General features: G+C 68.0%; 19 protein-coding genes. 6 read left to right on the top strand and 13 right to left on the bottom strand.

The features are described from left to right. The first annotated feature begins 3 nt into the window (after positions 1-3). Positions 4-2,724 carry an alpha/beta fold hydrolase gene (locus DMB86_RS14885; RefSeq protein WP_227878769.1) on the top strand — a complete coding sequence of 907 codons (2,721 nt, stop codon included), beginning with the start codon at positions 4-6 and terminating at the stop codon, positions 2,722-2,724. Between the two features lie 80 nt (positions 2,725-2,804). Then, positions 2,805-3,782, top strand: a complete 978-nt coding sequence (locus tag DMB86_RS14890) for an NAD-dependent epimerase/dehydratase family protein (RefSeq protein WP_227878770.1) — start codon at positions 2,805-2,807, stop codon at positions 3,780-3,782. A 54-nt stretch (positions 3,783-3,836) separates the two neighbouring features. Here DMB86_RS14890 and DMB86_RS14895 read toward each other — a convergent pair whose 3' ends face one another. Further along, entirely contained in the window at positions 3,837-6,416 is a 2,580-nt protein-coding gene (locus tag DMB86_RS14895) for an NPCBM/NEW2 domain-containing protein (RefSeq protein ID WP_171814513.1), read from the bottom strand. Between the two features lie 514 nt (positions 6,417-6,930). Between DMB86_RS14895 and DMB86_RS14900 the strand changes: the two genes are divergently transcribed. Beyond that, positions 6,931-7,587, top strand: a complete 657-nt coding sequence (locus DMB86_RS14900) for an SDR family NAD(P)-dependent oxidoreductase (protein WP_113718491.1) — start codon at positions 6,931-6,933, stop codon at positions 7,585-7,587. A gap of 83 nt (positions 7,588-7,670) precedes the next feature. Here DMB86_RS14900 and DMB86_RS14905 read toward each other — a convergent pair whose 3' ends face one another. From DMB86_RS14905 to coaD, 6 genes are all read right to left on the bottom strand, one after another. After that, positions 7,671-8,102 (bottom strand): hypothetical protein, encoded by a 432-nt coding sequence (locus DMB86_RS14905; protein ID WP_113718492.1) that lies wholly within the window; start codon positions 8,100-8,102, stop codon positions 7,671-7,673. A 129-nt stretch (positions 8,103-8,231) separates the two neighbouring features. Next, positions 8,232-9,233, bottom strand: coding sequence for a bifunctional DNA-formamidopyrimidine glycosylase/DNA-(apurinic or apyrimidinic site) lyase (gene mutM, locus DMB86_RS14910; RefSeq protein ID WP_113718493.1), 1,002 nt, complete (start codon positions 9,231-9,233; stop codon positions 8,232-8,234). After that, positions 9,234-10,091: a ribonuclease III gene (rnc, locus tag DMB86_RS14915; protein ID WP_113718494.1), complete on the bottom strand. Its 858-nt coding sequence runs from the start codon at positions 10,089-10,091 to the stop codon at positions 9,234-9,236. It lies immediately after the preceding gene. 57 nt (positions 10,092-10,148) lie between these two features. Then, a complete protein-coding gene (rpmF, locus tag DMB86_RS14920) occupies positions 10,149-10,352 on the bottom strand; it encodes a 50S ribosomal protein L32 (protein WP_113718495.1) in 204 nt (67 codons plus the stop codon). Between the two features lie 58 nt (positions 10,353-10,410). Then, positions 10,411-10,887: a YceD family protein gene (locus DMB86_RS14925; RefSeq protein WP_227878405.1), complete on the bottom strand. Its 477-nt coding sequence runs from the start codon at positions 10,885-10,887 to the stop codon at positions 10,411-10,413. Between the two features lie 441 nt (positions 10,888-11,328). Next, a complete protein-coding gene (coaD, locus tag DMB86_RS14930; protein WP_113718496.1) occupies positions 11,329-11,844 on the bottom strand; it encodes a pantetheine-phosphate adenylyltransferase in 516 nt (171 codons plus the stop codon). Between the two features lie 186 nt (positions 11,845-12,030). Here coaD and DMB86_RS14935 point away from each other — a divergent pair, with 186 nt between their 5' ends. Beyond that, complete coding sequence (locus DMB86_RS14935; protein ID WP_113718497.1) at positions 12,031-13,227, top strand: aminotransferase class I/II-fold pyridoxal phosphate-dependent enzyme; 1,197 nt, start codon at positions 12,031-12,033, stop codon at positions 13,225-13,227. Beyond that, positions 13,227-14,000: a spermidine synthase gene (locus DMB86_RS14940; protein WP_171814514.1), complete on the top strand. Its 774-nt coding sequence runs from the start codon at positions 13,227-13,229 to the stop codon at positions 13,998-14,000. Before DMB86_RS14935 ends, DMB86_RS14940 begins: the two co-directional genes overlap by 1 nt. 27 nt (positions 14,001-14,027) lie before the next feature. Here the strand turns inward: DMB86_RS14940 and DMB86_RS14945 are convergent, their stop codons facing one another. Together DMB86_RS14945 and DMB86_RS14950 are read right to left on the bottom strand one after the other, a co-directional pair. Further along, entirely contained in the window at positions 14,028-14,288 is a 261-nt protein-coding gene (locus tag DMB86_RS14945; protein ID WP_113718498.1) for a hypothetical protein, read from the bottom strand. Then, positions 14,263-15,657 (bottom strand): SPFH domain-containing protein, encoded by a 1,395-nt coding sequence (locus DMB86_RS14950; protein ID WP_113718499.1) that lies wholly within the window; start codon positions 15,655-15,657, stop codon positions 14,263-14,265. Before DMB86_RS14950 ends, DMB86_RS14945 begins: the two co-directional genes overlap by 26 nt. A gap of 393 nt (positions 15,658-16,050) precedes the next feature. Here DMB86_RS14950 and DMB86_RS14955 point away from each other — a divergent pair, with 393 nt between their 5' ends. Continuing rightward, the gene (locus DMB86_RS14955; protein WP_113718500.1) at positions 16,051-17,805 is read left to right on the top strand and encodes a hypothetical protein; all 1,755 of its coding nucleotides are present in this window, start codon (positions 16,051-16,053) and stop codon (positions 17,803-17,805) included. Positions 17,806-17,990: 185 nt separating this feature from the next. Here the strand turns inward: DMB86_RS14955 and rsmD are convergent, their stop codons facing one another. Genes rsmD through thiL form a run of 4 tightly spaced genes read right to left on the bottom strand, consistent with a single transcriptional unit; the run spans position 17,991 to position 23,011 of the window. Continuing rightward, positions 17,991-18,569: a 16S rRNA (guanine(966)-N(2))-methyltransferase RsmD gene (gene rsmD, locus DMB86_RS14960; protein ID WP_113718501.1), complete on the bottom strand. Its 579-nt coding sequence runs from the start codon at positions 18,567-18,569 to the stop codon at positions 17,991-17,993. A gap of 30 nt (positions 18,570-18,599) precedes the next feature. Continuing rightward, on the bottom strand, positions 18,600-21,029 hold the full coding sequence (locus tag DMB86_RS14965; protein ID WP_113718502.1) for an ATP-dependent DNA helicase RecG: 2,430 nt from the start codon (positions 21,027-21,029) through the stop codon (positions 18,600-18,602). Further along, complete coding sequence (locus tag DMB86_RS14970; protein WP_227878406.1) at positions 21,016-22,005, bottom strand: DAK2 domain-containing protein; 990 nt, start codon at positions 22,003-22,005, stop codon at positions 21,016-21,018. Before DMB86_RS14970 ends, DMB86_RS14965 begins: the two co-directional genes overlap by 14 nt. After that, positions 21,995-23,011 (bottom strand): thiamine-phosphate kinase, encoded by a 1,017-nt coding sequence (gene thiL / locus DMB86_RS14975; protein WP_113718503.1) that lies wholly within the window; start codon positions 23,009-23,011, stop codon positions 21,995-21,997. The genes DMB86_RS14970 and thiL overlap by 11 nt, the downstream gene beginning before the upstream one ends. Between the last annotated feature and the right edge of the window lie 97 nt (positions 23,012-23,108).

The raw sequence follows: 23,108 nt of genomic DNA on the forward strand, positions 1-23,108 counted from the left end.
GGCGTGCATGCCTCCTGGCGCCGCACCCTGTCCGTGCCGTCGACCGCCGCCGTGGACGCGCCCGGCACGTCCCGGCAGTGGCACTTTCTGGACAACGCCGACGACGTCGCCGCCACGGGCGTGGAACCGGCGGGCACGCTGCTGTGCGTGCACGGCAACCCCACCTGGTCGTACCTGTGGCGCACCCTGCTGGCCGGGGCCACCTCCCCGTCCACGCTGGCTGCCGGCGGCCCCTGGAGGGTCGTCGCCGTCGACCAGCTGGACATGGGATTCTCCGAACGCACCGGCACCTTCCGCCGCCTCGAAGACCGCATCACCGACCTCGGCGACCTCACCGCCGCGCTGCACCTTGACGGGCCCGTGGTCACGGTGGGACACGACTGGGGCGGCATCATTTCCCTCGGCTGGGCCGACCGCCACCGGGACCAGCTGGCCGGCGTCGTGCTGACCAACACGGCCGTCCACCCGGCGGGCTTTTCCCTGCCGCCCGCCCTGAAGCTGGCCCTCCACCCCGCCATCCATCGGTGGGGCACGACGACGTCCGCCGCCTTTTTGCGCGTCACGCACGCACTTGCACAGCCCGCACTCGCCCCCGAGGTCCGCGACGCGTTCATGGCCCCGTACCGCACCGCCCTGCGCCGCGCCGGTGTGGGCAACTTCGTGGCGGACATCCCGGCTGCGGAGTCGCACCCGTCGCGGGCGGCCCTGGAGGAGGTCTCCTCCGGCATCCGCACCCTGGGCGTGCCGGCGCTCATGATGTGGGGCCCCAAGGACCCGGTGTTTTCCGACCGCTACCTGCGTGACCTGCTGTCCCGGATGCCGCACGCGGACGTCCACCGCTTCGAGGGCGCCGGCCACCTGGTCCAGGAAGACCGCGACATCGCGACCCCCGCCTTTGACTGGCTGGCGAAAAATGTCGTCGCCCCGGGCGGTCGGGCTCCCGGCGACGTGGCTCCCGGCGGTCGGGCAGCGGGCCCGGCGGACGCGCCGGAATCCGACGCCGGGCCATTCCGCCCCATGCTCGCCGAGCTGGACGCCCGCCGCAACGACCACTCGACCGCCATCGTGGACATGGTCCCCGCCGCCGGCCGGGCAGCCACCCGCGATCGAGCGGGGAGCCCTGCGAGCGGCCAGGGATCGGGATCCAGCCCGCGCTCCGTATCCTGGGCAGACCTGGCACGCGACGTGGACGATCTCGCCGCCGGCCTCGCGGACCTCGGCGTCCGCGGCGGCGACCGCGTCAGCCTGCTGGTCCCACCGGGCATCACGCTGACCACCCTCATTTACGCCTGCCTTCGGCTCGGTGCCGTCATCGTGGTGGCCGACGCCGGCCTCGGCACCAAGGGCATGAGCCGCGCCATCAAGGGGGCCGGCCCCGCCTACCTGATCGGCATTGAGCGCGCGCTGGCGGGCGCCCGCCTCTACAACTGGCCGGGCGTGAAAGTCTGCTCGGAGGACTTCACCCCGGCAATGGATGCCACGAAGCGCAAGCTGCTGAACGTGGCCGCGACGGTTCCCCAGCTGCTGGCCAACGGCCGTGTCATGCACCTGGCCGCGTCCGCACCCGCCATGGGGTCTCCGGGCGCCGACGACGACGCCGCGGTGCTGTTCACCTCCGGTTCGACGGGCCCGGCCAAGGGCGTCGTCTACACACACCGCCGGCTGGCCGCCATGCGGGACACCCTCAAGGCCGCCTACAAGCTGGAGGCCGGCACCGCGCTCGTGGCCGGCTTCGCCCCGTTCGCCCTGTTGGGCCCGGCACTCGGCGCCACGTCGGTCACCCCGGACATGGACGTCACCGCCCCGCGCACCCTCACCGCCGCCGCTTTGGCGGATGCCGCGGCAGCCATCGACGCCACGGTCGTCTTCGCCTCCCCGGCGGCACTGGTCAACGTGGTGGCGACCGCGGCGCAACTGACGGACACCCACAAAACGGCGCTGGCCGGCGTCGAAATTGTGCTTTCCGCGGGCGCGCCGCTGGGCGAGCCCCTGCTGGCCCAGGTGCAGGACCTGACACCGCAGGCCACCCTGCACACGCCCTACGGCATGACCGAGGCGCTGCCCGTGACGGACATCAGCCTAGCCGGCATCCGCGAGGCCGGCGCCGGCAACGGTGTGTGCGTCGGCATGCCCGTCAGTGGCGCCACCGTGGCCGTCGCCCCCCTCACCCCCGAGGGCGGCGTGGATCCCGAGCCCACCACCCGCGCCAATGTCACCGGCGAGATCCTGGTACGCGCCCCGCATGTCAAGGAGCGCTACGACCGCCTGTGGATCACGCAGGAGCAGAGCGCCTCGATTCCCGGCTGGCACCGCAGCGGCGACGTGGGCCACTTCGACGACGCCGGCCGGCTTTGGGTTGAGGGCCGCCTGGCGCACATTCTGACGACGCCCGCTGGCGTCAGGACCCCCGTGGCGGGCGAACTCGCCGCGGAGCAGGTGCCCGGCGTGGCGCGGGCCGCCGTCGTGGGCGTGGGTCCCGCCGGTGTGCAGGCAGCTGTGGCCGTCGTGGAAACCGTCCCGCCCGCGAAGCATTCCGGTCTGGCCGGGACCGGGCTGGCCGCGCAGCTCCGTTCCGCCGCCGCCGGCGTGGGGCTGGAGCTGTCCGCCGTGCTGGTCATCGACGCCATGCCCACCGACATCCGCCACAATTCCAAGATCGACCGCACGGCGCTGTCCGCGTGGGCGTCGCGCATGCTGGCCGGGGAGAAGGCCGGCCGCCCGTGAACAGGCCCTCCGGAAGGCGGCGTTCGACGGCGCCCCAGGGCTCCCCGGGTCCCTCGCCTGAGCCGGCGGCCGGGCCCCGCGTGCTGGTGACGGGCGCCAGCGGGCTGCTGGGACGCGCCGTGGCGCAGCTTTTGCACGGGCGCGGCTACGCGGTGCGGACGCTGCAGCGCAGCGCCGTGCACGACCCGTGGGAGTCGGTCCAGGGCTCTGTGGCGGATCCCGACGTGGCCGCCCGTGCGGTCTCAGGGGTTGCCGCCGTCATCCATCTGGCCGCCAAAGTCTCCTTCACCGGCGAGTGGGGGGACTTTGTGGCCACGAACATTGTGGGCACCCGCCAGCTCCTGGCCGCGTCGCAACGTGCCGGCGTGCGTGACTTCGTGTTTGTGTCCTCACCGTCCGTGGCCCACTTTGGCGCCTCGATAGTGGGTGCCGGTGCCGCACCGGCCAACCCTGACCTGGCCCGCGGCTTTTATGCCCGCTCGAAGGCCGCGGCGGAGGAGCTGGCGCTGGCCGAGGACTCCCCCAGTTTCAGGGTGACGGCCATCCGGCCGCACATTGTGTGGGGTCCCGGCGACACCCAGCTGGTGGAACGGGTGGTGGAGCGGGCCCGTGCCGGCCGCCTTCCGCTGATCGACGGCGGCCGGGCACTGATCGACACCACGTATGTGGACAACGCCGCCGAGGCGATTGTGCGCGGGCTCGAGCGCATGGACTATGCCCATGGGCAGGCCCTGGTGGTGACCAACGGCGAACCGCGTCCCGTGGGTGAGCTCATTGCGGGCATTTGTGTCGCCGCCGGCGTGCCGGCACCGGCCTTCTCGGTGCCGGGCTGGCTGGCCCGCGGGGCCGGTTCCGTCATTGAAAAGGCGTGGGCGGCGGCCGGGACGAGGGGCTGGGTAAACGACGAACCCCCGATGACACGATTTTTGGCCGAGCAGCTCTCCACGGCCCACTGGTTTGACCAGCGGCACACCCAGGCCGTGCTGGACTGGACGCCGGCCGTATCCCTGGACGAGAGCCTGGCCCGCTTGGCGGAATATTACCGGACCGGGCCGTAGCAGGGTTCGGCCGGCAGCCGTGGCGTTCCCGCCGACGCCACGGCCGCCGCGGCGTCAGTGGGCTCCGGCACCGCCCCGTCCCGGAGGATTGGGCCGGTGTCGACGTTCCCACTGGATTGAGCCGTTGGTGACGTTCCCGGCCACGTCCGTGGCGCGCACGCGCACCAGGGTCGGCTTGCCGGTCATGGCGATCGCGGCTCCGGATGGAAGCCAGGTGTCCTTGCCGTCGATCCTGTATTCCACTTTGGCCAGCCCGGAGAGGGCGTCGGAGGCGGTCACGGTGATGGCCTTGCCTGCCTTGTCGTTGGCCAGTGCGAGCTTCGGGCCGGTTGTGTCGATCCCGACGCTCTGGTGGGCCACCTCGGAGACGTTTCCGGCCGCATCGGTGGCCCGCGCTTCGAAAGTGTGCCTATCCTCGGCCGACAGGGTCACCGGGGCGGTGTAGGGGGTCCAGGCGCCCGAGTCGGTGCGGCTCTCCAGGGCCAGCGGCCCGCCGCGGTCGTCTGCGCCTGCAACGGTGAGCACGACCGGGGCCTTCCACCAGCCGGCGGCGTTGGCGGCCGTGTCTGTGGTGATGGTCGCCGTGGGCGCCACGACGTCGGCAGCGCCGCAGTCCAGTTTCGCATCGGCCCAGTCCGCCCAGGCGTGCCAGGACGCGGTGGAGGCGGTGCCCACGAGGTTGTTGCGCAGCTCAACGACCTTGGCCCCACTGATGTCCACGGCAAGCGTCTGCGGTTGGTCAATGCCTTGGGCAATGGTCTTGGCATAGACCTGCTTGCCGTCGGCATAGACCTCAAAGGTGCTCCGAGGAGTGACGCCGTCCTTCGCCGCACGTGCGATGACGTCGTCGTCGATGCCAATGACGGACCGGAAGGTGGTGCATTGTGCATCCACGGTGAACGTCACCGATGCGGGGCTGTTGGTGCCCAGGCCCTTCGGGTACGTGACGCCCCCTAGTTTGATGGCCGGGCCGTCGTTGGCGGCGTTGCCGCCCACTGCCATGTCCCGTTCCACCGGACCCCAGCCGTTGGTGGAGTTGTCCCACGTCAGGTCCGAGACGTACACACTGTCGGCCAGCAGGACTTTTACCGTGACGCTTCCGGGGAATTCCTTACCCCCGACGGAGATGGTCACCGGGACCGTGTAGCTGCCAGCGGCCTTGGATCCGGCGGTCACGGGAACCTGGACGGTGGCCGTGCCTCCGGCCGCAATGCTTGGCACCGCCACGGCGGTTGTGGGAAGTGTCAGCCCGGGTGTGGCCGCAAACGTCAGGCTTGCCCCGGCGAGGGCGGACTGGTCGATATTTTGCACCGTGACCGGAATGGTCCCCGAGGCCCCTGGAGCCAGCGTGACCTTGCCCCCGATGCCGGGAACCGAAGGCAGGCCCGGTATTGTGCCGGGGGTCAGGCGCAAGAGTGCGGTGCCATGGCTCGGGACCGTGGCAGAGAAGGCACTGGAGGTGTTGAGGACGTCGGCGCCGTCCCACAGGGAGCGCACCGAGTAGGCCCCGCTTCCCTTGACTTCCCCCACGTTGGAGGAAATCAGCTGCTGCTGCGCGGTGGTGTTGAACAACGCCACGGCAATGTCCCCACCGGAGAGCTCCTTGGCCCACACCTGGATGCCGCCGCTGTTGCGGACACGAACGGCCTGCTTGCCCAGTGGGTCCTGGTCGACGGCCACGACTTCTGCGTTGCTGACGGTCTTCAGGGTTTCAGGGGACAGCTGGGTCAGGTCCGTGCCCATGAACAGCGGCGCCGAAAGCATGGCCCACATGCCAAAGTGGCTGCGGTTTTCATCGTCCGTAAGGCTTCCGTTGCCCACCTGCAGCATGTCGGGGTCATTCCAGCCGCCGGGGCCGGCGTATTGTGACAAGCTTGCCTGGCTGTTGATGATGCCGCTGATCGAGGCCCAGGTGGGGGCGATGTCGCTGGTGGTGCGCCACAGGTTGGCGATGTCCTTGCCCCACGTCCAGGGCTGGGTGACCCCGTATTCGGAAATACCGTAGACCATCTTCCGGCCCGTTTGCTTCAGGGCATCGCGCATCTTGGCGAAGGCGGCCTGGCGGTTGAGGTTGTCGGTCTCGTCGGCGCGGCACCAGTCGTACTTGAGGTAGTCCACGCCCCACGAGGCAAAGGTGTCGGCGTCCTGCTGTTCGTGGTTGAGGCTGCCCAGCCCGTAAATGGGGTAGGCGTCCCAATGGTTGGCGCACGTTTCACTGCCGGGAACCGCATAGATGCCGAACTTCAGGCCCTTGGAGTGGATGTAGTCGCCAAGCGCCTTCATGCCGCCGGGAAAGCGGTCGGGGTTGGAAAAGAGGGCACCGTCGGCTCCCCGCCCGCCCTGCCAGCAGTCGTCGACCACCACGTTGTCATAGCCGGCCTTGGCCATGCCGTTGGCAGCCATGGCATCGGCCGTTGCCTTGACGACATTCTCGTTCAGGCCGTAGCAGCGGACCTGGTTCCAGCTGTTCCACCCCATGGGCGGCGTCAGTGCCACCCCGTTGTCCAGCGCCTGGGCCGGCTGGAGCGGGGCCAGCAGCATGCCGCCCAAAAGGGCTGCGCCCACGGCTGCGGCTGCACTGGCCCGCCATCGAAGCGAGGCGGCGAATCGTCGTTGATTTCTTGGTGCGCGCAAGGTGATCTTCTCTCGACTCATAAAAGGAGCGTGTGACGTGACTTACAGCATGCTACCGACATCCCCCCAAATAGCAACAATATTTTAACAATTACGCAACGATACAAACACTGGCCGCCGGCCTTTTGCGCCATGGCCCGTGACCGGCCCGAGGTGGCACATTCGGGCGTGCAATCCCGGAGCGTCCGCGCAACAACAGGGAGGCCTATGGCAGTTGCCGTGTCAGGGGCAGTCAGACTAACTCGAAGGATGGGGCTGTGGCGGAATAGCCGCATGCAGCCAGGCGACCCCGCGCCTCGCGGCAGCACGCCGGGCAAACCAACGGGACGGTGTGTGATCCACCACGAGATTCCGCACCCAGCGGCCGATGCCAACCAAGCCGTGCTATTTTATTTAGGTACCCTTATAAATATGGATCCGGAATCTATTCATATGCCATGGTCGCCCCTGTCGGCGAGTCGGGCACGGCCACCGGCCGCTGAAGCCGTCTGCAAGTTCACTGGAGGTTGTTGAAATGAGCAAGTCGCTAATTGCCATCGTCGGGGCGGGCCCCGGCGTCAGCGCGGGAATCGCCAGGAGGTTCGGCAGTGAGGGATTCCAGGTGGTCCTGCTGGCACGGCGTCTGGATTCAGTGAAGTCGGAGGCAGTGAAGCTCAAGGCCCAGGGCATCGAAGCCCATGCCATCGTCGCCGACGCCGCGTCCCGGGACAGCCTGGCGGAGGCCTTCGCCCAGGTTGAATCCGAGTTCGGGGCCCCGGACGTCATGGTGTACAACGCCGGCGCCAACTCCATCTCCGAGCCGTCCGCGCTGTCCGCAGAAGACATGCTCAACGACTTCACGATCAACGTCGCGGGCGCCCTGAACTCCGCGCAGCTCGTCATCCCGGCCATGACCGTACGCGGCTCCGGGTGCATTTTGTTCACCGGCGGCATGCTCGCCCTGCGCCCCGTGGCCTCACGGGCCTCCGCGGCGATCTCAAAGGCGGGGCTGCGAAACCTCGCCTTCACTCTGGCTGACGAACTGGCGCCGGCAGGCATCACCGTCGGCACCGTCACGATCGGCGGGGTGGTCAAGCCCGGGACATTCTTCGATCCGGACCTTATCGCGGAACAGTACTGGAACCTCTTCTCCGGCAAGGACCAGAAGGAGATCGTGTACCAGGAGAGCTAGAACCCGCCGCGGACCACGGCGCACGTCCAACCCTGGTTACTTCGCCGAACCCTGATGCGCCGCCACACACCCCAGCCCCTGCATCAGGGTTCGGCTGTTTTGTCAGCAGCGAAGTCAACACGGTAGGAGCGCCCGCTCGCGTTCAGGGTGACCTGTAGCTCCGGCACCTCGATCGGCGGGTGGGCGATGATGAGGCGGGTCCGTGATTCACCGGCCGACTCCGAGAGGGCGTTGAGGGCGGCAACGACATTCCGGGTCCGCCGGACTCCCCGGCGTCCGGCCATCCGGTCCAGCAGTTCCGCCAAGCCTGCTGTCACGTCGTCGGGCGTCAAGCTCTGGACATGCCTGTGGAATCCGGGCGCCTGCCTTGAGGGGGAGGCCTGGTAGGGGACGTTGACGTGGCCGTCCCTGTTGCGTCCCCACAGGTGGAGGACATGGAGGATGGTGGAACTGGGGTGCGTGTATGCGGTTCCCGGCCCGGCCCGGCCCGGCCCGGCCGCCAGAGCACGCGCCACTGGTTAAGTCCGCCAACCCTGACGCAGCGAACTGTGCAAGGCCTCCGGCATCAGAGTTCGGGAACAATGTCAGGGTTCGGGCCACCGAGCCACCCGTCCGCACCCCTTGTTGCCACCCAAGGCGGCGGTCTAGAGCCGGGCGTTCCTGGGTTTGGGCTGGCAGACGGGACAGCTGTAGGAGGACCGGTTCATGAAGGTGTCCCGGCGGATCCTCGTCGACAGCCCGGCGGCAGCACACCGCAGGCACGGCTGGCCCTCCCGCCCGTAGGCGTTCAGTGACCGGGAGAAGTAGCCGGAGGCACCGTTGACGTTGACGTACAGCGAATCGAAGCTGGTGCCGCCGGCGTCGAGGGCCCGGGACATCACGTCATGTGCGGCGTGGATGATCCGCTCCGTGTCGGGGCGGCGCATGGTGTCAGTGGGCCGGGCGTAATGCATCTTGGCCGCCCACAGGGCCTCGTCAGCGTAAATGTTGCCGATGCCGGAGACGAGCCCCTGATCGAGCAGGGCTCGCTTGAGGCCCGTCTTCGTGGCCCGCAATTTTCGGTGCAGCGCGTCGATGGAGAAGTTGGGGTCCAGCGGATCGCGGCCGATGTGCGCCGCCTCGGACGGAATCAGTGCCCATCCTCCGGATTCGCGCCCGTTCGCGGCTCCGGCGGGGATGGAAATGCCGGTACCGCCGGGCTTTCCGTCGGCAGTCTTCACGAGGGACGTGACAAACAGCCCGCCAAGGATCCGCTGGTCGATAAAGCGCAGTTCTTCGGGAGCACCGTCACGCGCGGAGAAGGAGAGCCGGACCTTCAAGTGTTTCTCGTGCGGCTGCCCGGGCGATTCCACCAGCAGCTGGCCGCTCATGCCCAGATGGGCAACGAGAGCGGTGTGCGGCGGCGCGGTGTGCGGGAGTGCGGAAGTGCCGGGTGCGAAATCGCCCAGCGGCATCCACAGGAACTTGCCGCGGCGCACCACGTCCAGGACTGTTGCGCCGACCAGATTCCCGGTGAAGTCCTCCACGCCGAGCGCGTGGCGGCGGATGGAGCGGGGATCGTGCACGGCGACGCCGATGACGGTCCGGCCCACGATCCAGCGTTCCAGACCGCGTCGGACAACCTCGACTTCGGGTAGTTCAGGCATTTAGTCCGCGGCTGGTCCGGAGGACTTGGACGGGGAAGAATCCGCACTGGAAGCCGCACTGGAAGCCACCGAAGCCCCGGAAGCCACGGAACGGGCGGTATCGGCAGACGGGGTCCCGGCGTCGTGCTTGGAATCCTTGGACGGGTAAAAGCGTTCCTGCAGCGCCTTCCACCCGGCGGCGGCGGCGGCGCGCTCGGCTTCCTTCTTGGACGGCCCGGCGCCGGTGCCGTAGTGGTGGCCGCCGATCACCAGACGCGCGGAGAACGAGCGGTCGTGGTCGGGGCCGGTGCCGTCGATCTCGTAGGCGATCGAGCCCAGGTGGCGGGCGGCGGAAATTTCCTGGATGCTGGTCTTCCAGTCGGTGCCGGCTCCGAGGACCTCTGAGTCGGCCAGCAGCGGCCCCACCAGGCGCATGACCAGCTGCCGGGCCGTCTCGATGCCGTTCGTCAGATACGTGGCGCCGATGAGTGCTTCCATGGTGTCGGCCAGGATCGAGGACTTGTTGCGGCCCTTGGTGAGGCGCTCGCCCTGGCCCAGGTAGATGAATTCGCCCAGGCCCAGGGAGCGGGCAATCGAGGCGAGGGCCCGGGTGGAGACCACGGCGGAGCGGCGTTTGGCCAGCTCACCCTCGGGCAGCGACGGGTTGTCGCGGTACAGGGCGTCCGTGACGGAGAAGCCCAGAATGGAGTCGCCGAGGAACTCCATGCGTTCGTTGGTTGGGATGCCGCCGTTTTCATATGCGTAGGAACGGTGTGTCAGGGCAAGACGAAGCGTCCCGGCATCAATAGTGACACCGAGACGCTTCAAAAGCAGTTTGTGCCCGTCCTCGAGCTTCGGGGGTTCCGCAACTGAGGACATGAGCAGCTCCTGCAAGACTATTAAGTGGTCGAACGGCCGGATGGCCGCAAGGACGTCTTAGACGTCGGCAACCTTACGGCCCTTGTATTCCAGGAACAGGGCGGTGCCGGCGGAGTCGGTGACGACCTTGGCCTGGTGCGGCAGGCTGTAGACAACCTGGCCGTTTTCGATGGTCTTGACCAGGTTCGGCGCGGTGGCCTTCCACTGGGAACGGCGTGCGCGCGTATTGGCACGGGACATCTTCCGCTTGGGAACAGCCACGGCAAACTCTTTTCTCTCGATAACCGGCAGGCACGTGCCCACAGGTAAAACTTATTGACTAGTCTTCTTCGCCGGTCAAGCCCTGCAGGGCGGACCACCGGGGATCCAGGATCTCGTGGTGGTGCCCCGGCTCATCCGCAAGGCGTATCCCGCATTCGGAACACAGGCCCTCACAGTCTTCCCGGCACACCGGCTGGAACGGCAGGGCGGTTACCACTGCGTCCCGCAACACCGGTTCAAGATCGATGAAATCGTGCTCGACCCAACGTTGCGTATCTTCGTCTTCATCAAGGCCCGCGGGGGGTTGCTCGTAGAAGAAAAGTTCCTGCACATCAACCTCAAGGTCCTCCGTGAAGTTCGCCAGGCACCGGGAGCATTCGCCTGTCAATTCGACAAGCACGCTGCCCGACACCAGAATTCCTTCATGGACGGCCTCAAATCGGAGTTCCAGATCCAGATCGGTTCCGGGCGTCACCTTGATGAGCGGGGTGCCAAAATCCTCTGGCACGGGAATACGTTCGTTGAAAGTCCGCATGCTGCCCGGGCTTCGCCCGAGCTCCCTGACACCTACGGTGAGGGGGGTGCCGTGGTTGGGATTGCTGCCCAACGTGGTTGCGCTAATGAGAACTCCTGAATGAACATACGACCGACGCACCATCCTATCCCGAATAATCACGGGCTTCAAAACGGGCGGTTACCAAAGCCATTTCGGCCTTGTCCAGTCTACGCCAGCCGCCACCGGGGAGTCGAACCGCACGGGGCGTGCCGTCCGTGACGTGACTCTCAGGAGGCACGACGCCGGAGGGCCGGCTTGCGCCGCGCGCCGGCCCGCCGCTGTGGTCCCGTGGTGCGGAGCGGAGGCCGCCGACCCTGTCCTGTTTTGCGCTGCGGCCGCTGCGTGTCTGGCGCAGGACGGTGTTGTGCGCCGTGGGCATGCCGGGCGGTGCGCACCACGGGACGAAAACCGGACGGGACGCTATGGGCGTGGCGGGACCACCGGCGTCGGGCGGGTGTCCGGTCCCACGTCGCCCTGCAGCCGGCGCAACACGGCCCGCGGCACGAAGTCGGAGACGTCCCCGCCGAGCGTGTGGACTTCCTTGATGAGCGTTGAGGACAGGTGCAGGTAGCGGCTGTCACCGGGCAGGAAGACCGTCTCCACTCCGGAGAGCTGGCGGTTCATGGTGGCCATGGGCAGCTCGTAGTCGAAATCCGAGGAGGAGCGCAGGCCCTTGACGATGGCGGAAATTCCGCGCGAATGGCAGAAGTCGGACAGCAGCCCCTCCCCCATCGGCTCCACCACGATCCCCGACAGGGCCGAAAACGTGGTCCGTGCCATGTCCAGGCGTTCATTCAGCGTGAACCGGTACGTCTTGGCATAGTTTGTCGACACGGCCACGACCACCTCGTCGAAAAGTGCGGTGGCCCTCGCGATGACTTCTATGTGCCCCTTGTGGATCGGGTCGAACGATCCGGGGCATACGGCGCGCTGCATAGCCTGAATCTATCCGAAGAACGCCCCGGAAACGACCCGTTCGGGCCCATGTCGTCTCCGTTACGTGGCCTACCGGCCGGTACGCCCCGGTCCGCCACGGCGCGCCGTCCGGCGCCACCCCGGGTAACGTATTTAGAACCACACCACCCCGCGGCAGCCGCGCGGGTCCGGCAGCAAGGAGCAGCAATGACCACCCCATGGCAGCGCACCGCGGACGGCGCCAACCTTTTGGGCCCGGACGGCTCGCTGGGGGTGACCATTTTTGAGGAAATCACCACGCTCGCCAACAGGCACCAGGCCATCAACCTGGGCCAGGGCTTCCCCGACGAGGACGGGCCGGCCGAGCTCAGCCGCATGGCGCAGGAGGCCATCGCCGGCGGCCACAACCAGTACGCGCCCGGCAAGGGCATCCTCGAGCTGCGCCAAGCGGTCGCCAAACACCAGGAACGCTTTTACGGCCTCACCCCGGACCCGGACACGGAAATCGTCATCACCACGGGCGCCACGGAAGCCATCGCCTCGGCCATCCTCGCGCTGACCGGACCCGGCGACGAAGTCCTCACCTTCGAACCGTTCTACGATTCCTACGGCGCCATGATCGGCCTCAGCGGCGCCAGCCACACCACCGTGCCCCTGCTGGCCCCCGATTTCATGCCGGACCTCGCCGCCTTGGAAAACAGCTTCAGCCAACGCACCAAAATGGTCATCGTCAACAACCCGCACAACCCCACCGGCGCAGTGTTCCCCGAGACCGTGCTCACCGAGGTGGTCCGCCTCGCCATCAAGTACGATGCCGTGATCCTCACCGACGAGGTCTACGAGCACCTCACGTTTGGTCCCCGGCACATACCCGTGGCGACGCTGCCCGGGGCGGCGGAACGGACACTGACCATTTCCTCGGCCGGCAAGACGTTCTCCTTCACTGGCTGGAAGGTCGGCTGGATCTCGGGCCCGGCGGAGCTGGTCGCCGCGGCCCGCACGGTTAAACAGTTCCTGTCCTATTCCTCCGGCACCCCGTTTCAGACCGCCATCGCCGCGGGCCTGCGCATGGATGAGACCTTCTTCACGGGCGCCGCCGCCACGCTGCGCCGCAAGCGCGACATCCTCAGCGAAGGCCTGCGCGCAGCCGGCCTGGACGTGCTCACCTCCCAGGGCACCTACTTCATCAACGCCGACACCGCAGCGCTGGGCATCACCGACGCCACGGCCCTGGCCCGCCGCCTCCCGGAGCTCATCGGCGTGGCAGCCATCCCCGTCGCCGTTTTCTGCCACCCCGAGGGCGCACAACGGACCCGGTCCCTGCTGCGCTTCGCGTTCTGCAAGAGGGAAGAAGTGCTGGAGCAGGCCGCCGGACGTCTGGCCACCCTGCAGGACAAGCTGTAGTGGTCCTGGCCAGCCGCTACCTGCGCGCTTCAGGCGTGCACGCCACGATCGACGCCGATCCCTGGCATGAGCATGCCTTTGTCCTGAGCATTGACAACGCCGAACAGTCGCAGGTCAACCTGGCGCACCCGGACGAGGTGTTCTACGAATACCTGCGCCGGATCGCCAACGCCGTGGACCTGGTCAAGCCGGCCGGGGAACCGGTCGCTGTCCTGCACCTGGGCGCGGGCGCGCTCACGCTGGCCCGCTACATCCAGGCCACCCGCCCGGGCTCCGTCCAGCACGCCGTGGAGCTGGAGCGCGAACTGCTCGACTTTGTCCTTGAACACCTGCCGCTGCCGGCCGGGACGAACCTCACCAGCCACGTGGGCGACGCCCGCGAAGCGCTCGGCGCGCTGCCCGCCGGCCTGACGTTCGACGTCGTCATTCTGGACATTTTCAGCGGACCGGACGCGCCGGCCCACCTGGCCTGCACGGATTTTTACCGCGAAGCGGCGGCCGTGCTGGCGGCTGGCGGGGTGCTGGCCGTCAATGTGGGCGACGAGCCCGGGTTTTCGCTGGTGCGCAGCCAGGCCCGGGCGATGCGGGAGGCCATTCCCGGCACCGCGGCGTACGGCGCCACGAACCTGTTCACGCGGCGCTACCCCGGCAACATCATCCTGCTGGGCCGGAAGGGTGGCTGGCCGGCCGAATGGTCGCAGGCGCTGGTCGCGGCCGGCCCGCACCCGGCCACGGTGCTCAGCGGCGTGGAACTGGACGAGCTCGCCGGGTGACACGCGCCGCAGCCGCGGCGGCCCACGTCACCCGTCTTCGCGAAGGAAGTCCGGCAGCTGCTCCACGTAGACGGTCTGCGGCGGTTCGAAGTACATCACCAGGACCCGCTCCCCCACGGGATACACGCTGGTTTCGTCGTAGGGGTGGGCATGGAACGCGGTGGTTCCGCCCAGAAACGGGACCATCACCTCACCCACCGTTCCCGGCCCCACCGCCCCTGACACGCGGCCCACCCGTCCCGTCAGGCTCCGGTCCAGGTCCCTACGGTTGGGACGGCCGCCCGCCATCGCCCTTTCCCTTCCTCAGCGATTCGGTCAGGGCGGGCAGGTAGCTCCCCACCTGGGCCAGGATGCCGCCGACCATCTCGTTGACGCCGTCGCCGCCGTTGAGGACGGTCAGCTGGCCCACATGGCCGAAGGGCTCGGCCGCGGCGGCAACAATGGCGGGCATGTTTTCCGCCAGCTGCTGCGAGATGACGGCCTCCTGGTTGCTGCCGAGGGCCTCCGCGCGGGCCTTGATGCCGTCGGCCTCGGCAAGGGCCTTGGCCTTGATGGCCGACGCCGCCGCCTCCCCGCGTGCCCTCGTCGCGGCAGCCTCGGCCTCGCCGGTGATCTTCGTGGCGCCGGCCATGGCCGCGGCGGCCGTGGCGTTGGCCTGCGCCTCCACCTCGGTCTTTTTGGCCCGGGCCTCGGCGGCGCTGATGTCCGCCGCCTTCTGGGCTTCGGCCTCGGTGCGCTGGGCGTAGGCCCGGGCGTCGGCGGGCTTGCGGACGGTGGTCTGAAGCTTTTGTTCCTCGCGGTCGGCCTCCAGCATGGCCACCTGGGTCTCCTGCACCACCACCTGCTGCCGCGCCGTGGCCTCGGCGAGCGGGCCGGCCTGTGCCGCGTTGGCCCGGGCACGCTCGGCGTTGGCGGCGGCGGCGGACTGCCGGATGGCGGAGACGCTTTGCGCGTCGGCAATGAGAGACGCCGCCTCGGCTTCCTTCTCGGCGGCCTCGCGGTTGCGGGTGGCCTCCGCAATCCGCGCCTCCATCTTGACCTGGGCAATGTGCGGCTTCGCCAGGTTTTGGATATACCCGGTGGGGTCCTCGAGGTCCTTGATCTGCAGGGAGTCGACCACCAGCCCCAGCTTCTCCATTTCAATGCCGCTGGCGCTGCGCACCTGGGACGCGAGCTTGTCGCGCTCCCGAATGATCTCCTCGACGGTCATGCTGCCGATGATGGAGCGCAGGTGCCCTTCAAAGACGTTGTAGACCTGGCTTTCCATCTTGGGCTGCTGTCCCAGGAAGCGCCGCGCGGCGTTGGCGATGAACGGCGTCGAGTCCCCGATCTTGAAGATCACCACGCCCTGGACCACCACCTGGATGCCCTGCGACGTGACGCAGTTGACCTGCAGCTCCGTCTCGTTCAACGTCAGCGACAGGGCGCGGACGGTCTGCAGCCCGGGGACCACAAACGCGCCCTTACCGGTGACAATCTTAAAGTCCATGCCGTCGGTGGTGGCGGGCCGTCCGCGGGTCAAGCCGGAGATAATCAGGGCCTCGTTGGGTTCGGCCACCTGCCACATCATTTTCACGGACACCCGGATCACCACGAGAAGCACCACCACCGCCACGATGATGGCGATGAGTGGCAGGAACGCTAACAGTAATGGCATGGTCGCGGCCTTTGCACTGGGCCAGACGCCGCGTGCGGCGCCGGCCGCGGGCCGCCGGCTTGCCCGGCGGCCCTGAAATGAAGTTGTGGTTGCCGGCGGCGTTCCGGCCTCCGGGGAGTGCCGCGCGCCGCGTCGACGGGCTCGACGCCGGCAGCGCACCGGCGGCGGGAACGAAAAGGCTGGTTGGTTGGAGCCTTTATGTGCACGTACTTTTTGTTGCAGGCAACGCTACTCGCCGATGCTTGGAATTGACCCGCTGGCAGCCGGGAGAACACACGCCGCGGGACGGGCAACCGGAGGGGCTGCCGACGTCCGTGTCGGCGCATGTCCCGATAGACTTTGACGGGCCTGTTTTTGGCAGGCCCCACCATCACCTGCATTTCTGGAGCCTAAATGACACCGTCCCGCAAGTCCCCCAAGCAACCCGCCAAACCGAAGGGCCAAGGCCAGGCCCGCCGGATGAAGCGGTCCCCTGCGGGCGGCATGGCCCGAAAGCGCATGGCTGCGGCCGGCGTGGCCGGTGCGGTGGTGGCCACGGCCGTGGTGTCCCTCGTGGTGGCGGGCATGCCGATGCTAAACAACTTCTTCGGGTCCAGCGGCGCCGAGAAAATCACACAGGCTCCCATCGTCATTACCACTCCGGCCACGCCGTCGGTGTTCCCGACTTTTAACAGGCCGGCGTACGTACAGCCGGCCGTGCCAGCGACGGCAACCGAAGCGGTCAAGCCGACCACCATCAAGGTCGGCTCCGACGCCACCGGAAAAATCATGCCCGTCGGGCTGGCCGGGCTTTCCATGGACACGGATCATCTTGTTGATATGCAGATGGATCCAGCCCAATCGAACTTTGCGGAAATCCTGAAGATGTCCGGCGATCCCGTCATCCGCTTCGGGGCGCAGGCCGTGGACCGCCGGTTCTTCTGGACGTCCACGGACGAGCCCATCCCGAACTGGAAGGTCGTGCCGGCCTACAAGGGCGACAAGCGCCAAATCGTCAAGGTGACGCCCGACACGTTGCGTACGCTCAAACGCCTGCTCGACGCCGGGGACGCCCGCGTCCTGCTGTCAACGGACATGGGCCACCTGGACCCCGCACGTTCCGCGGACCTGGCCAAATGGGCCCAAGAAATCCTGGGCAACCGGCTCGTTGGCATTAGTTTGGGTAACGAGCCCAACGGCTGGGCCCTCACGGGCGACCCGTATAAGACCCTGCGAAAGGCCCCTTGGACGGTCCAGGACTACAACGTGGAAGCGCAGCAGGTGTCGGCTGCCATTGCCACGTCGGCACCCGGCGTCAAGGTCATTGGCCCCGAGGTATACAGGGAAAGCTGGTGGAAGGATTTTGTGGCGCTCAAGCTTCCAAACATTGGCGCGATGTCGTACCACAACTACCCCTTATACCTGTGCAAAGTAGACTCGCCTGAACCGTTCACGCGTTCCATCGCGAACCTTATGTCACGCCAAGGGGCGGAAGCCAGCTTCGACTATGCCGCGGCAGCAGCAAAAGCCGCCAGCGCTGCTGGCCTCCACGCTTGGAATACGGAGACCAACGCGTCCTCGTGCTCGGGCTCCGATGAAGTCACCCGGTCCCATGCCACCGCTGTCTGGGCCGTCAACTTTGCCTTGGGCTCCGCCGAGGCGGGAGTGACCCAGCTCAACTTCCACGGGGGCTTTGAACCGTGCCGCGGCGGCGCTCCAATGTCGCCCTTGTGTGACACCGGAACGCGCAGTCAGCCGACGGGCAAGCTAAGAATGGAGCCCCTGTATTACGGAATCATGATGGTCAACAAGCTCGGTGCCGGAAACTTCCTCAGGTCTGAAGTGGACGGCGACGAAAACATCTACGCCTACCCGGTCGAGCACAAGGACGGCACGATGGGTGTCATGGTGGTCAACCAAAACGACCCCGCAAAGCAGACCCCTGTCAAGATCACGTTGATGCTGCCCCGCCAGGCGGCCACGGGAACCATGACCCAGCTGTCCGGCCCGGCGCTGAGCGCCCGGGACCAGACCCGGATCGACGGCGAGGAGTCCTCGGGCAAGCCGTTGGCCGAGCAGGCCCGGATCCCCGGCTTCAAGTCGGGCGAACAGTCCATGACCCTGGAGTTGAATTCGGGGACGACGAGCATTCTGAACTTCACGTTCTAGGCAGCCTGATCCGGCCGCGGGACGTTGTCAGGCGGTCCCGCGGCCGCGGATGACGAATCGGAGATTTGAGGCCGATATACCCGCCTCAAATCTCCGATTCGTCATCCTGATCAAAGTCGAATTCATGCAAGACGGCGGTGCCAGTCGGGCGGCGGGGAAACGACAGCCGTGCAGTCACCTGCGGGTCAATTACCTGCCGGCTCGGCGAACCACAGCCGTGTCTCGCCGTACTTCTTCTCCGCAAACAGCTCCAACGACGCCGGCCAGGCGGGCTCGGGCGTGCGGGCGGAGCGTTCCACCACCACCACCGCGTACGGGCTGAGCCGCGGGCCCAGAAGCTCCAGCACCTGCGACAGTTCGGGCTCGGTCAGGGGGTAGGGCGGGTCCATGAAGACCAGGTCCCACTGGTCCACGCCGGCGTCGGCCACACGTGCGAGGAACGATTCCACCCGGGACCGCTGCACCGAGACAACCTTGGCTCCGCGGACCTTGTTCACGAGTTCGGCATTGCGCTGACACACGCCGGCGGCCTTTTCATTGAACTCCACCAGCTCCACGGACTTCGCCCCGCGGCTGGCGCTTTCCACCCCGAGCGAGCCGGAGCCGGCATAGAGGTCCAGCACCCGGACATCGGCGAGCATGTTCATGGATTCCAGGCGCGAGAACAGCGCCTCCTTCACCCGGTCCGTGGTGGGCCGCGTGCCGTCGCCGGGCACCGACACCAGCGGCGTTCCACCGGCGGCACCGGCAACAATCCGGCTCACGCGGCCATCCTTGAAGGATCCGAACTGCCCTTAGCCGCGTTCAAGGAAGGCCTCATTCTGTTCAGTCAGGTAGGTGTCGATTTCAAGTTTTAGCGCAGGGTGCGTTTTCAGCTCCGGATCGGCGCTGACAATCTCGGTGGCATCCGCACGGGCCCGTTCAATCAGTTCCTCGTCGCGCAGGACGCTGAGCATGCGCAGGCCCGAGCGCCCGCCGGACTGCCGGGCACCGAGGATGTCACCCTCACGCCGCAGTTCCAGGTCCTGGCGCGCCAGCGCGAATCCGTCCGTTGTTGCAGCCACGGCGTCGAGCCGCCGCCTGCTGGGGTGGCCGCGTTCCAGCCCGGTCACCAGCAGGCACAGGCCCTTGTGCCCGCCGCGGCCCACGCGCCCGCGCAGCTGGTGCAGCTGCGACATCCCAAACCGGTCCGAATCAAGAATCACCATCAGCGCGGCGTTGTGCACGTCCACGCCCACCTCGATCACCGTGGTGGCCACGAGCACGTCAATGCCGCCAGCCGCGAATTCGGCCATGGTGGCCTGCTTGTCCGCCGAATCGAGCCGCCCGTGCAGCGCCTCAATGCGCGTGCCTGCCAGCGCCGGGACCGTGCGCAGATACTGTACGACGTCGAGTACCCCCGCCATGGCGCGCTCGTCGCCGCCATCGGTGGTCGATCCCCAAGCGCTCCCCTGCCTCGCAAGCTCGGCCGGGGCCCCCTCGCGCTCGTGGGCCCCTGTCGAAACGCCAGGTCTCGACGCGCTCGCAGAGCTCGCTGCTCGACTACCGGGGCCGCTCGCAGGGCTCGCTGCTCGACCACCGGAGCCGCTCCCACCGGGTGTGTCGTCGTCGCCGATCTTGGGGCACACCACGTACACCTGGCGGCCTTCGTCGATCTCCTCGCGCGCCCGTTCCCAAACCCGCGATGCCCACGACGGGTGGTCGGCCAGCGGCGCCACGTGCGTGGTGATGGCGGCGCGGCCCTTGGGCAGCTCGGTCAGCTCGGACACTTCCAGGTCACCGAAGACGGTCATCGCCACGGTGCGCGGGATCGGCGTGGCGGTCATGACCAGCAGGTGTGGCGGCTTGGCCGCCTTGGAGCGCAGGACGTCGCGCTGTTCCACGCCAAAGCGGTGCTGCTCGTCCACCACAATCAGTCCCAGGTCGGCGAACTGCACGTTGTCCGAAAGCAGCGCGTGCGTGCCGATGACAATGCCGGCCTCCCCTGACGCCGCGGCCAGCAGTGACTTCTTGCGGGCCGCCGCCGGCATGGAGCCCGTCAGCAGCACCACGGTGGTGGCGTGCGGCCCGCCCAGCAGCGGGCCCTGGCCCAGGCTCCCCAGCAGGGCAAGGACGGAGGTCAGGTGCTGGGCGGCGAGCACCTCGGTGGGGGCCAGGAAGGCGGCCTGCCCGCCGGCGTCGACCACTTGGAGCATGGCGCGCAGGGCCACCACGGTCTTGCCGGAGCCCACCTCGCCCTGCAGCAGCCGGTGCATGGGGTGCCCGGCGGCGATTTCGCCGGCCACGAGGTCGCAGATCTGACGCTGGCCAGCGGTGAGCGTGTAGGGCAGCTGCGCGTCGAAGGCGTCCAGCAGCCCGCCCGGAACCAGGGGCCGCGCGGTGGCGTCCAGCCGCAGGGCCTCAAGCCGCTTTTGCGCCAGCGAGGCCTGCAGCGCCAGGGCCTCCTGGTAGCGGAAGCGTTGCTGCGCGCGCGGCCAGTCGTCCATGGTGGCGGGCATGTGGATTTGCTCGTAGGCCTCCCACAACGGCATGAGCCTTTCCCGCGCGGCAATGGCCGGCGGCACGGGGTCGGGAACCTTGGTGAGGTCCAGGGCCGGCAGCAGGGCCGTGATGACGCCTTGGGTCTTCCAGCTCGGAAACTTTGCGGTGGCCGGGTAGACGGGCACCGGCTTGACCGCTTGAAGCTCGGCCTCGTGTTCGGCGAGGGGATCATCCGGCAGCAGCACGTAGTCCGGGTTGGTCAGCGACTTGTGGCCGCCGTACAGGGAGACTCGGCCGGAGAACATGGCCAGCACGCCCGCATGAAGCTCCTTTTGCGCCTTCCAGCCGTTGAAAAAACTGATCTTCAGGGTGGAGGGGCGCCCGGAATTGTCCGTGATGACGACGTCGCTGATGGTCCCCTTGCGCCGTTGCATGTGCCGGGTGGTGAGGTCCACCACCCGGGCCAGGATGGTCACCTCCTCATCGAGGGGAAGGTTGTCAAGGTCGGTCAGCTCGCCGCGGGCGAGATACCGGCGCGGGAACTGGTGGAGCATCTGGCCCACCGTGGTGATGTCCAGGTGCTTCTCCACCGACTTCGCGCTGGCTGCGCCCACCAGCCGGGAGAGCTGCAGGGCCAGGTCGGCGTATTCGCGGGGGCGTGGCGGCTGCGGCGAGTCGGGCACGCCGCCGAGCCCGGCGTCGAACGCGCCAAAATCAAAGCCGGGGCCCTCAGAGGAGGTCATGGGCGTCCGCCACGGCGTTGGGGCTCAGGCCTGAAATGCTGACATTGCTTGGATCACCCACGGCCTGGATGGCATCCAGCGCGGTGGCCGGCGAGGGGACGTGGACGTGGACGCGCCACGGGTACGCGCCGGTGTCGTCGGCCTGTTCGGAGACGGCGCTCATGATCACGGACTCCCCCAGTTCGTCCAGCTGCATGCGCAGCCCGGCGGCCGCGAGCGGCGTGAGGTTGATGGTGCACATGACCTCAACGCCCAGCTGTTCGGGCATGTCGAGGGCGATGTTGGGGTCCTGGATCTTGTATCCGGCAAGCCCGTCCAGCAGGTCCTCCTGCAGCGGCTCGCCCACGACCACCGAACGCAGGCAGTCCAGGATCAGCAGCAGCCCCACCCCGCCGGCGTCCACCACATGGGCGTCCGACAGCACGCCGAGTTGGCTTTCGGTCAGCACCACGGCTTCCCGGGCCGCGGCCACGGCGCCGTCAAGGGTTTCGGCCAGCGCCTGGTTGGAGTCGTCGCCGTTGAGCGCGGATTCCACCTCGGAGGCGCCGTGCGCCGCTGCCTCCAGCACGGACAGCATGGTCCCGGGCATGGGATCGCTCAGTGCGCTCCAGGACCGCAGCTGGGCCCGGTGCAGGGCGGCGGCCAGCAGGGGCCCGCTGAGCCGCTGCTGCCCGGCCAGGGGTTCGGCCATGGCGCTGAGGAAAACGGAGAACAACGTGCCGGAATTGCCCCGGGCATGTTCCATGGCGGCCCGCCCGGCGGCGGCCATGGTGGCCCCGGCGTCGCAGGGCTCGAGCTCGGCCACGGTCTGGGAGGCGGCCCTGACGGTCAGGTAGAGGTTGGTCCCGGTGTCGGCGTCGGCCACGGGATAGATGTTGATGGCGTTGAGCCGGTCGCTGTGGTTGGCGAGTGTCTGTTCGGCCTTGACGAGCCAACGCCGAATTACGGGGGCAGTTGCGGCAATCTTAGACTGCAAAATGATCCCATCCCACAGCGCCGTCCACGACGCTTTTGAAGTTCCGTCCGTCGATGGAAACGGCCGGTTGGCCGGCGCCCGCGGACACTACTGAGCCTATCCCAACGAACCCGTGCGGGAGCGCAGCGTTGGCTGGGAATGTGGATAACAATCCGTGGTCCTCCCCACCGCTGAGCACCCATCGCAGCGGATCCGCCCCCAGCGCCAGCGCGCACTCCGCCAGCTGCCCGGCCATGTTTGCCAGCACGACGCCGTCCAGGTCCAGGCCGCTGCCGCTGGCCGCGGCCAGGCGCCCGGCGTCGCGCAGCAGGCCGTCGGAAATGTCCATCATGGCTGTTGCCCCGGCACGGGCGGCAGCGGGTCCGGCTGCCAGCGGCGGCTGCGGCCGGTTGAAGAGGTCCGCGGCCTTTTGCGGGCCCGCGGTGTAACTCTCCGGCGCGATGCCGCTTTCCTGCAGCGCCCACCCGGCTGCGGACCATCCCAGGTTGCCGCATACGGCCGCAACGTCCCCGGGGCGGGCGCCGCTGCGCAGCACGGGGTCCAGCCCGTCGAGGGAGCCGGTCACCGCGGCGGTCACCACAATTTCAGAGCCGCCGGACAGGTCTCCCCCGGCGACGGAACATTGCCTTGCGCCGAGCGCAACAATCGCGGCGCTCAGGCCGTCGGCCAGCCCCTCAACCCAGGCCACCGGCGTCGTGCCCGGAAGTGTCAGGCTCACCACCATGGCCGTGGCCACGGCGCCCATGGCGTTGATGTCGCTGAGGTTTTGCGCAGCGGCCTTCCAGCCGACGTCGTAGCCGGTGGTGGCGTAGCCGTTGGGCCAGGCGAGGCGGAAGTCCCTGTCCTGGACCTGGGTGTCGATCGAGATGACGGTGCGGCCGTCAGGGGCGGCGATGATGGCTGAATCGTCGCCGGGTCCCAGCAGCGTGGAGGTGCCGGCATGCAGGCGCGGGAAGATGCGCTGGAGCAGCTCGGACTCGGACAGCTGGGCGACGGTGAGGGTCATGGTTTAACCGTAGCGGGTGGGGCTGACACGGTGCGTCCGCCGGCGGGATGACAGCGGCGGGCCCGGTTGCGGCCAGCGTAGCGGACTGTGAAGATGG

This window comes from Arthrobacter dokdonellae, assembly GCF_003268655.1.
In the GTDB taxonomy this organism is placed as follows: Bacteria; Actinomycetota; Actinomycetes; order Actinomycetales; family Micrococcaceae; genus Specibacter; species Specibacter dokdonellae.

Bases quoted from the DNA above. Each gene is read 5' to 3' on its own strand.
- mutM (WP_113718493.1), bottom strand. From the start codon at position 9,233: ATGCCTGAACTACCCGAAGTCGAGGTTGTCCGACGCGGTCTGGAACGC.
- DMB86_RS14950 (WP_113718499.1), bottom strand. From the start codon at position 15,657: ATGCCATTACTGTTAGCGTTCCTGCCACTCATCGCCATCATCGTGGCG.
- rnc (WP_113718494.1), bottom strand. From the start codon at position 10,091: ATGTCCTCAGTTGCGGAACCCCCGAAGCTCGAGGACGGGCACAAACTG.
- DMB86_RS14945 (WP_113718498.1), bottom strand. From the start codon at position 14,288: ATGGCGGGCGGCCGTCCCAACCGTAGGGACCTGGACCGGAGCCTGACG.
- DMB86_RS14935 (WP_113718497.1), top strand. From the start codon at position 12,031: ATGACCACCCCATGGCAGCGCACCGCGGACGGCGCCAACCTTTTGGGC.
- thiL (WP_113718503.1), bottom strand. From the start codon at position 23,011: ATGACCCTCACCGTCGCCCAGCTGTCCGAGTCCGAGCTGCTCCAGCGC.
- DMB86_RS14925 (WP_227878405.1), bottom strand. From the start codon at position 10,887: ATGCGGACTTTCAACGAACGTATTCCCGTGCCAGAGGATTTTGGCACC.
- DMB86_RS14900 (WP_113718491.1), top strand. From the start codon at position 6,931: ATGAGCAAGTCGCTAATTGCCATCGTCGGGGCGGGCCCCGGCGTCAGC.
- coaD (WP_113718496.1), bottom strand. From the start codon at position 11,844: ATGCAGCGCGCCGTATGCCCCGGATCGTTCGACCCGATCCACAAGGGG.
- DMB86_RS14965 (WP_113718502.1), bottom strand. From the start codon at position 21,029: ATGACCTCCTCTGAGGGCCCCGGCTTTGATTTTGGCGCGTTCGACGCC.
- DMB86_RS14955 (WP_113718500.1), top strand. From the start codon at position 16,051: ATGACACCGTCCCGCAAGTCCCCCAAGCAACCCGCCAAACCGAAGGGC.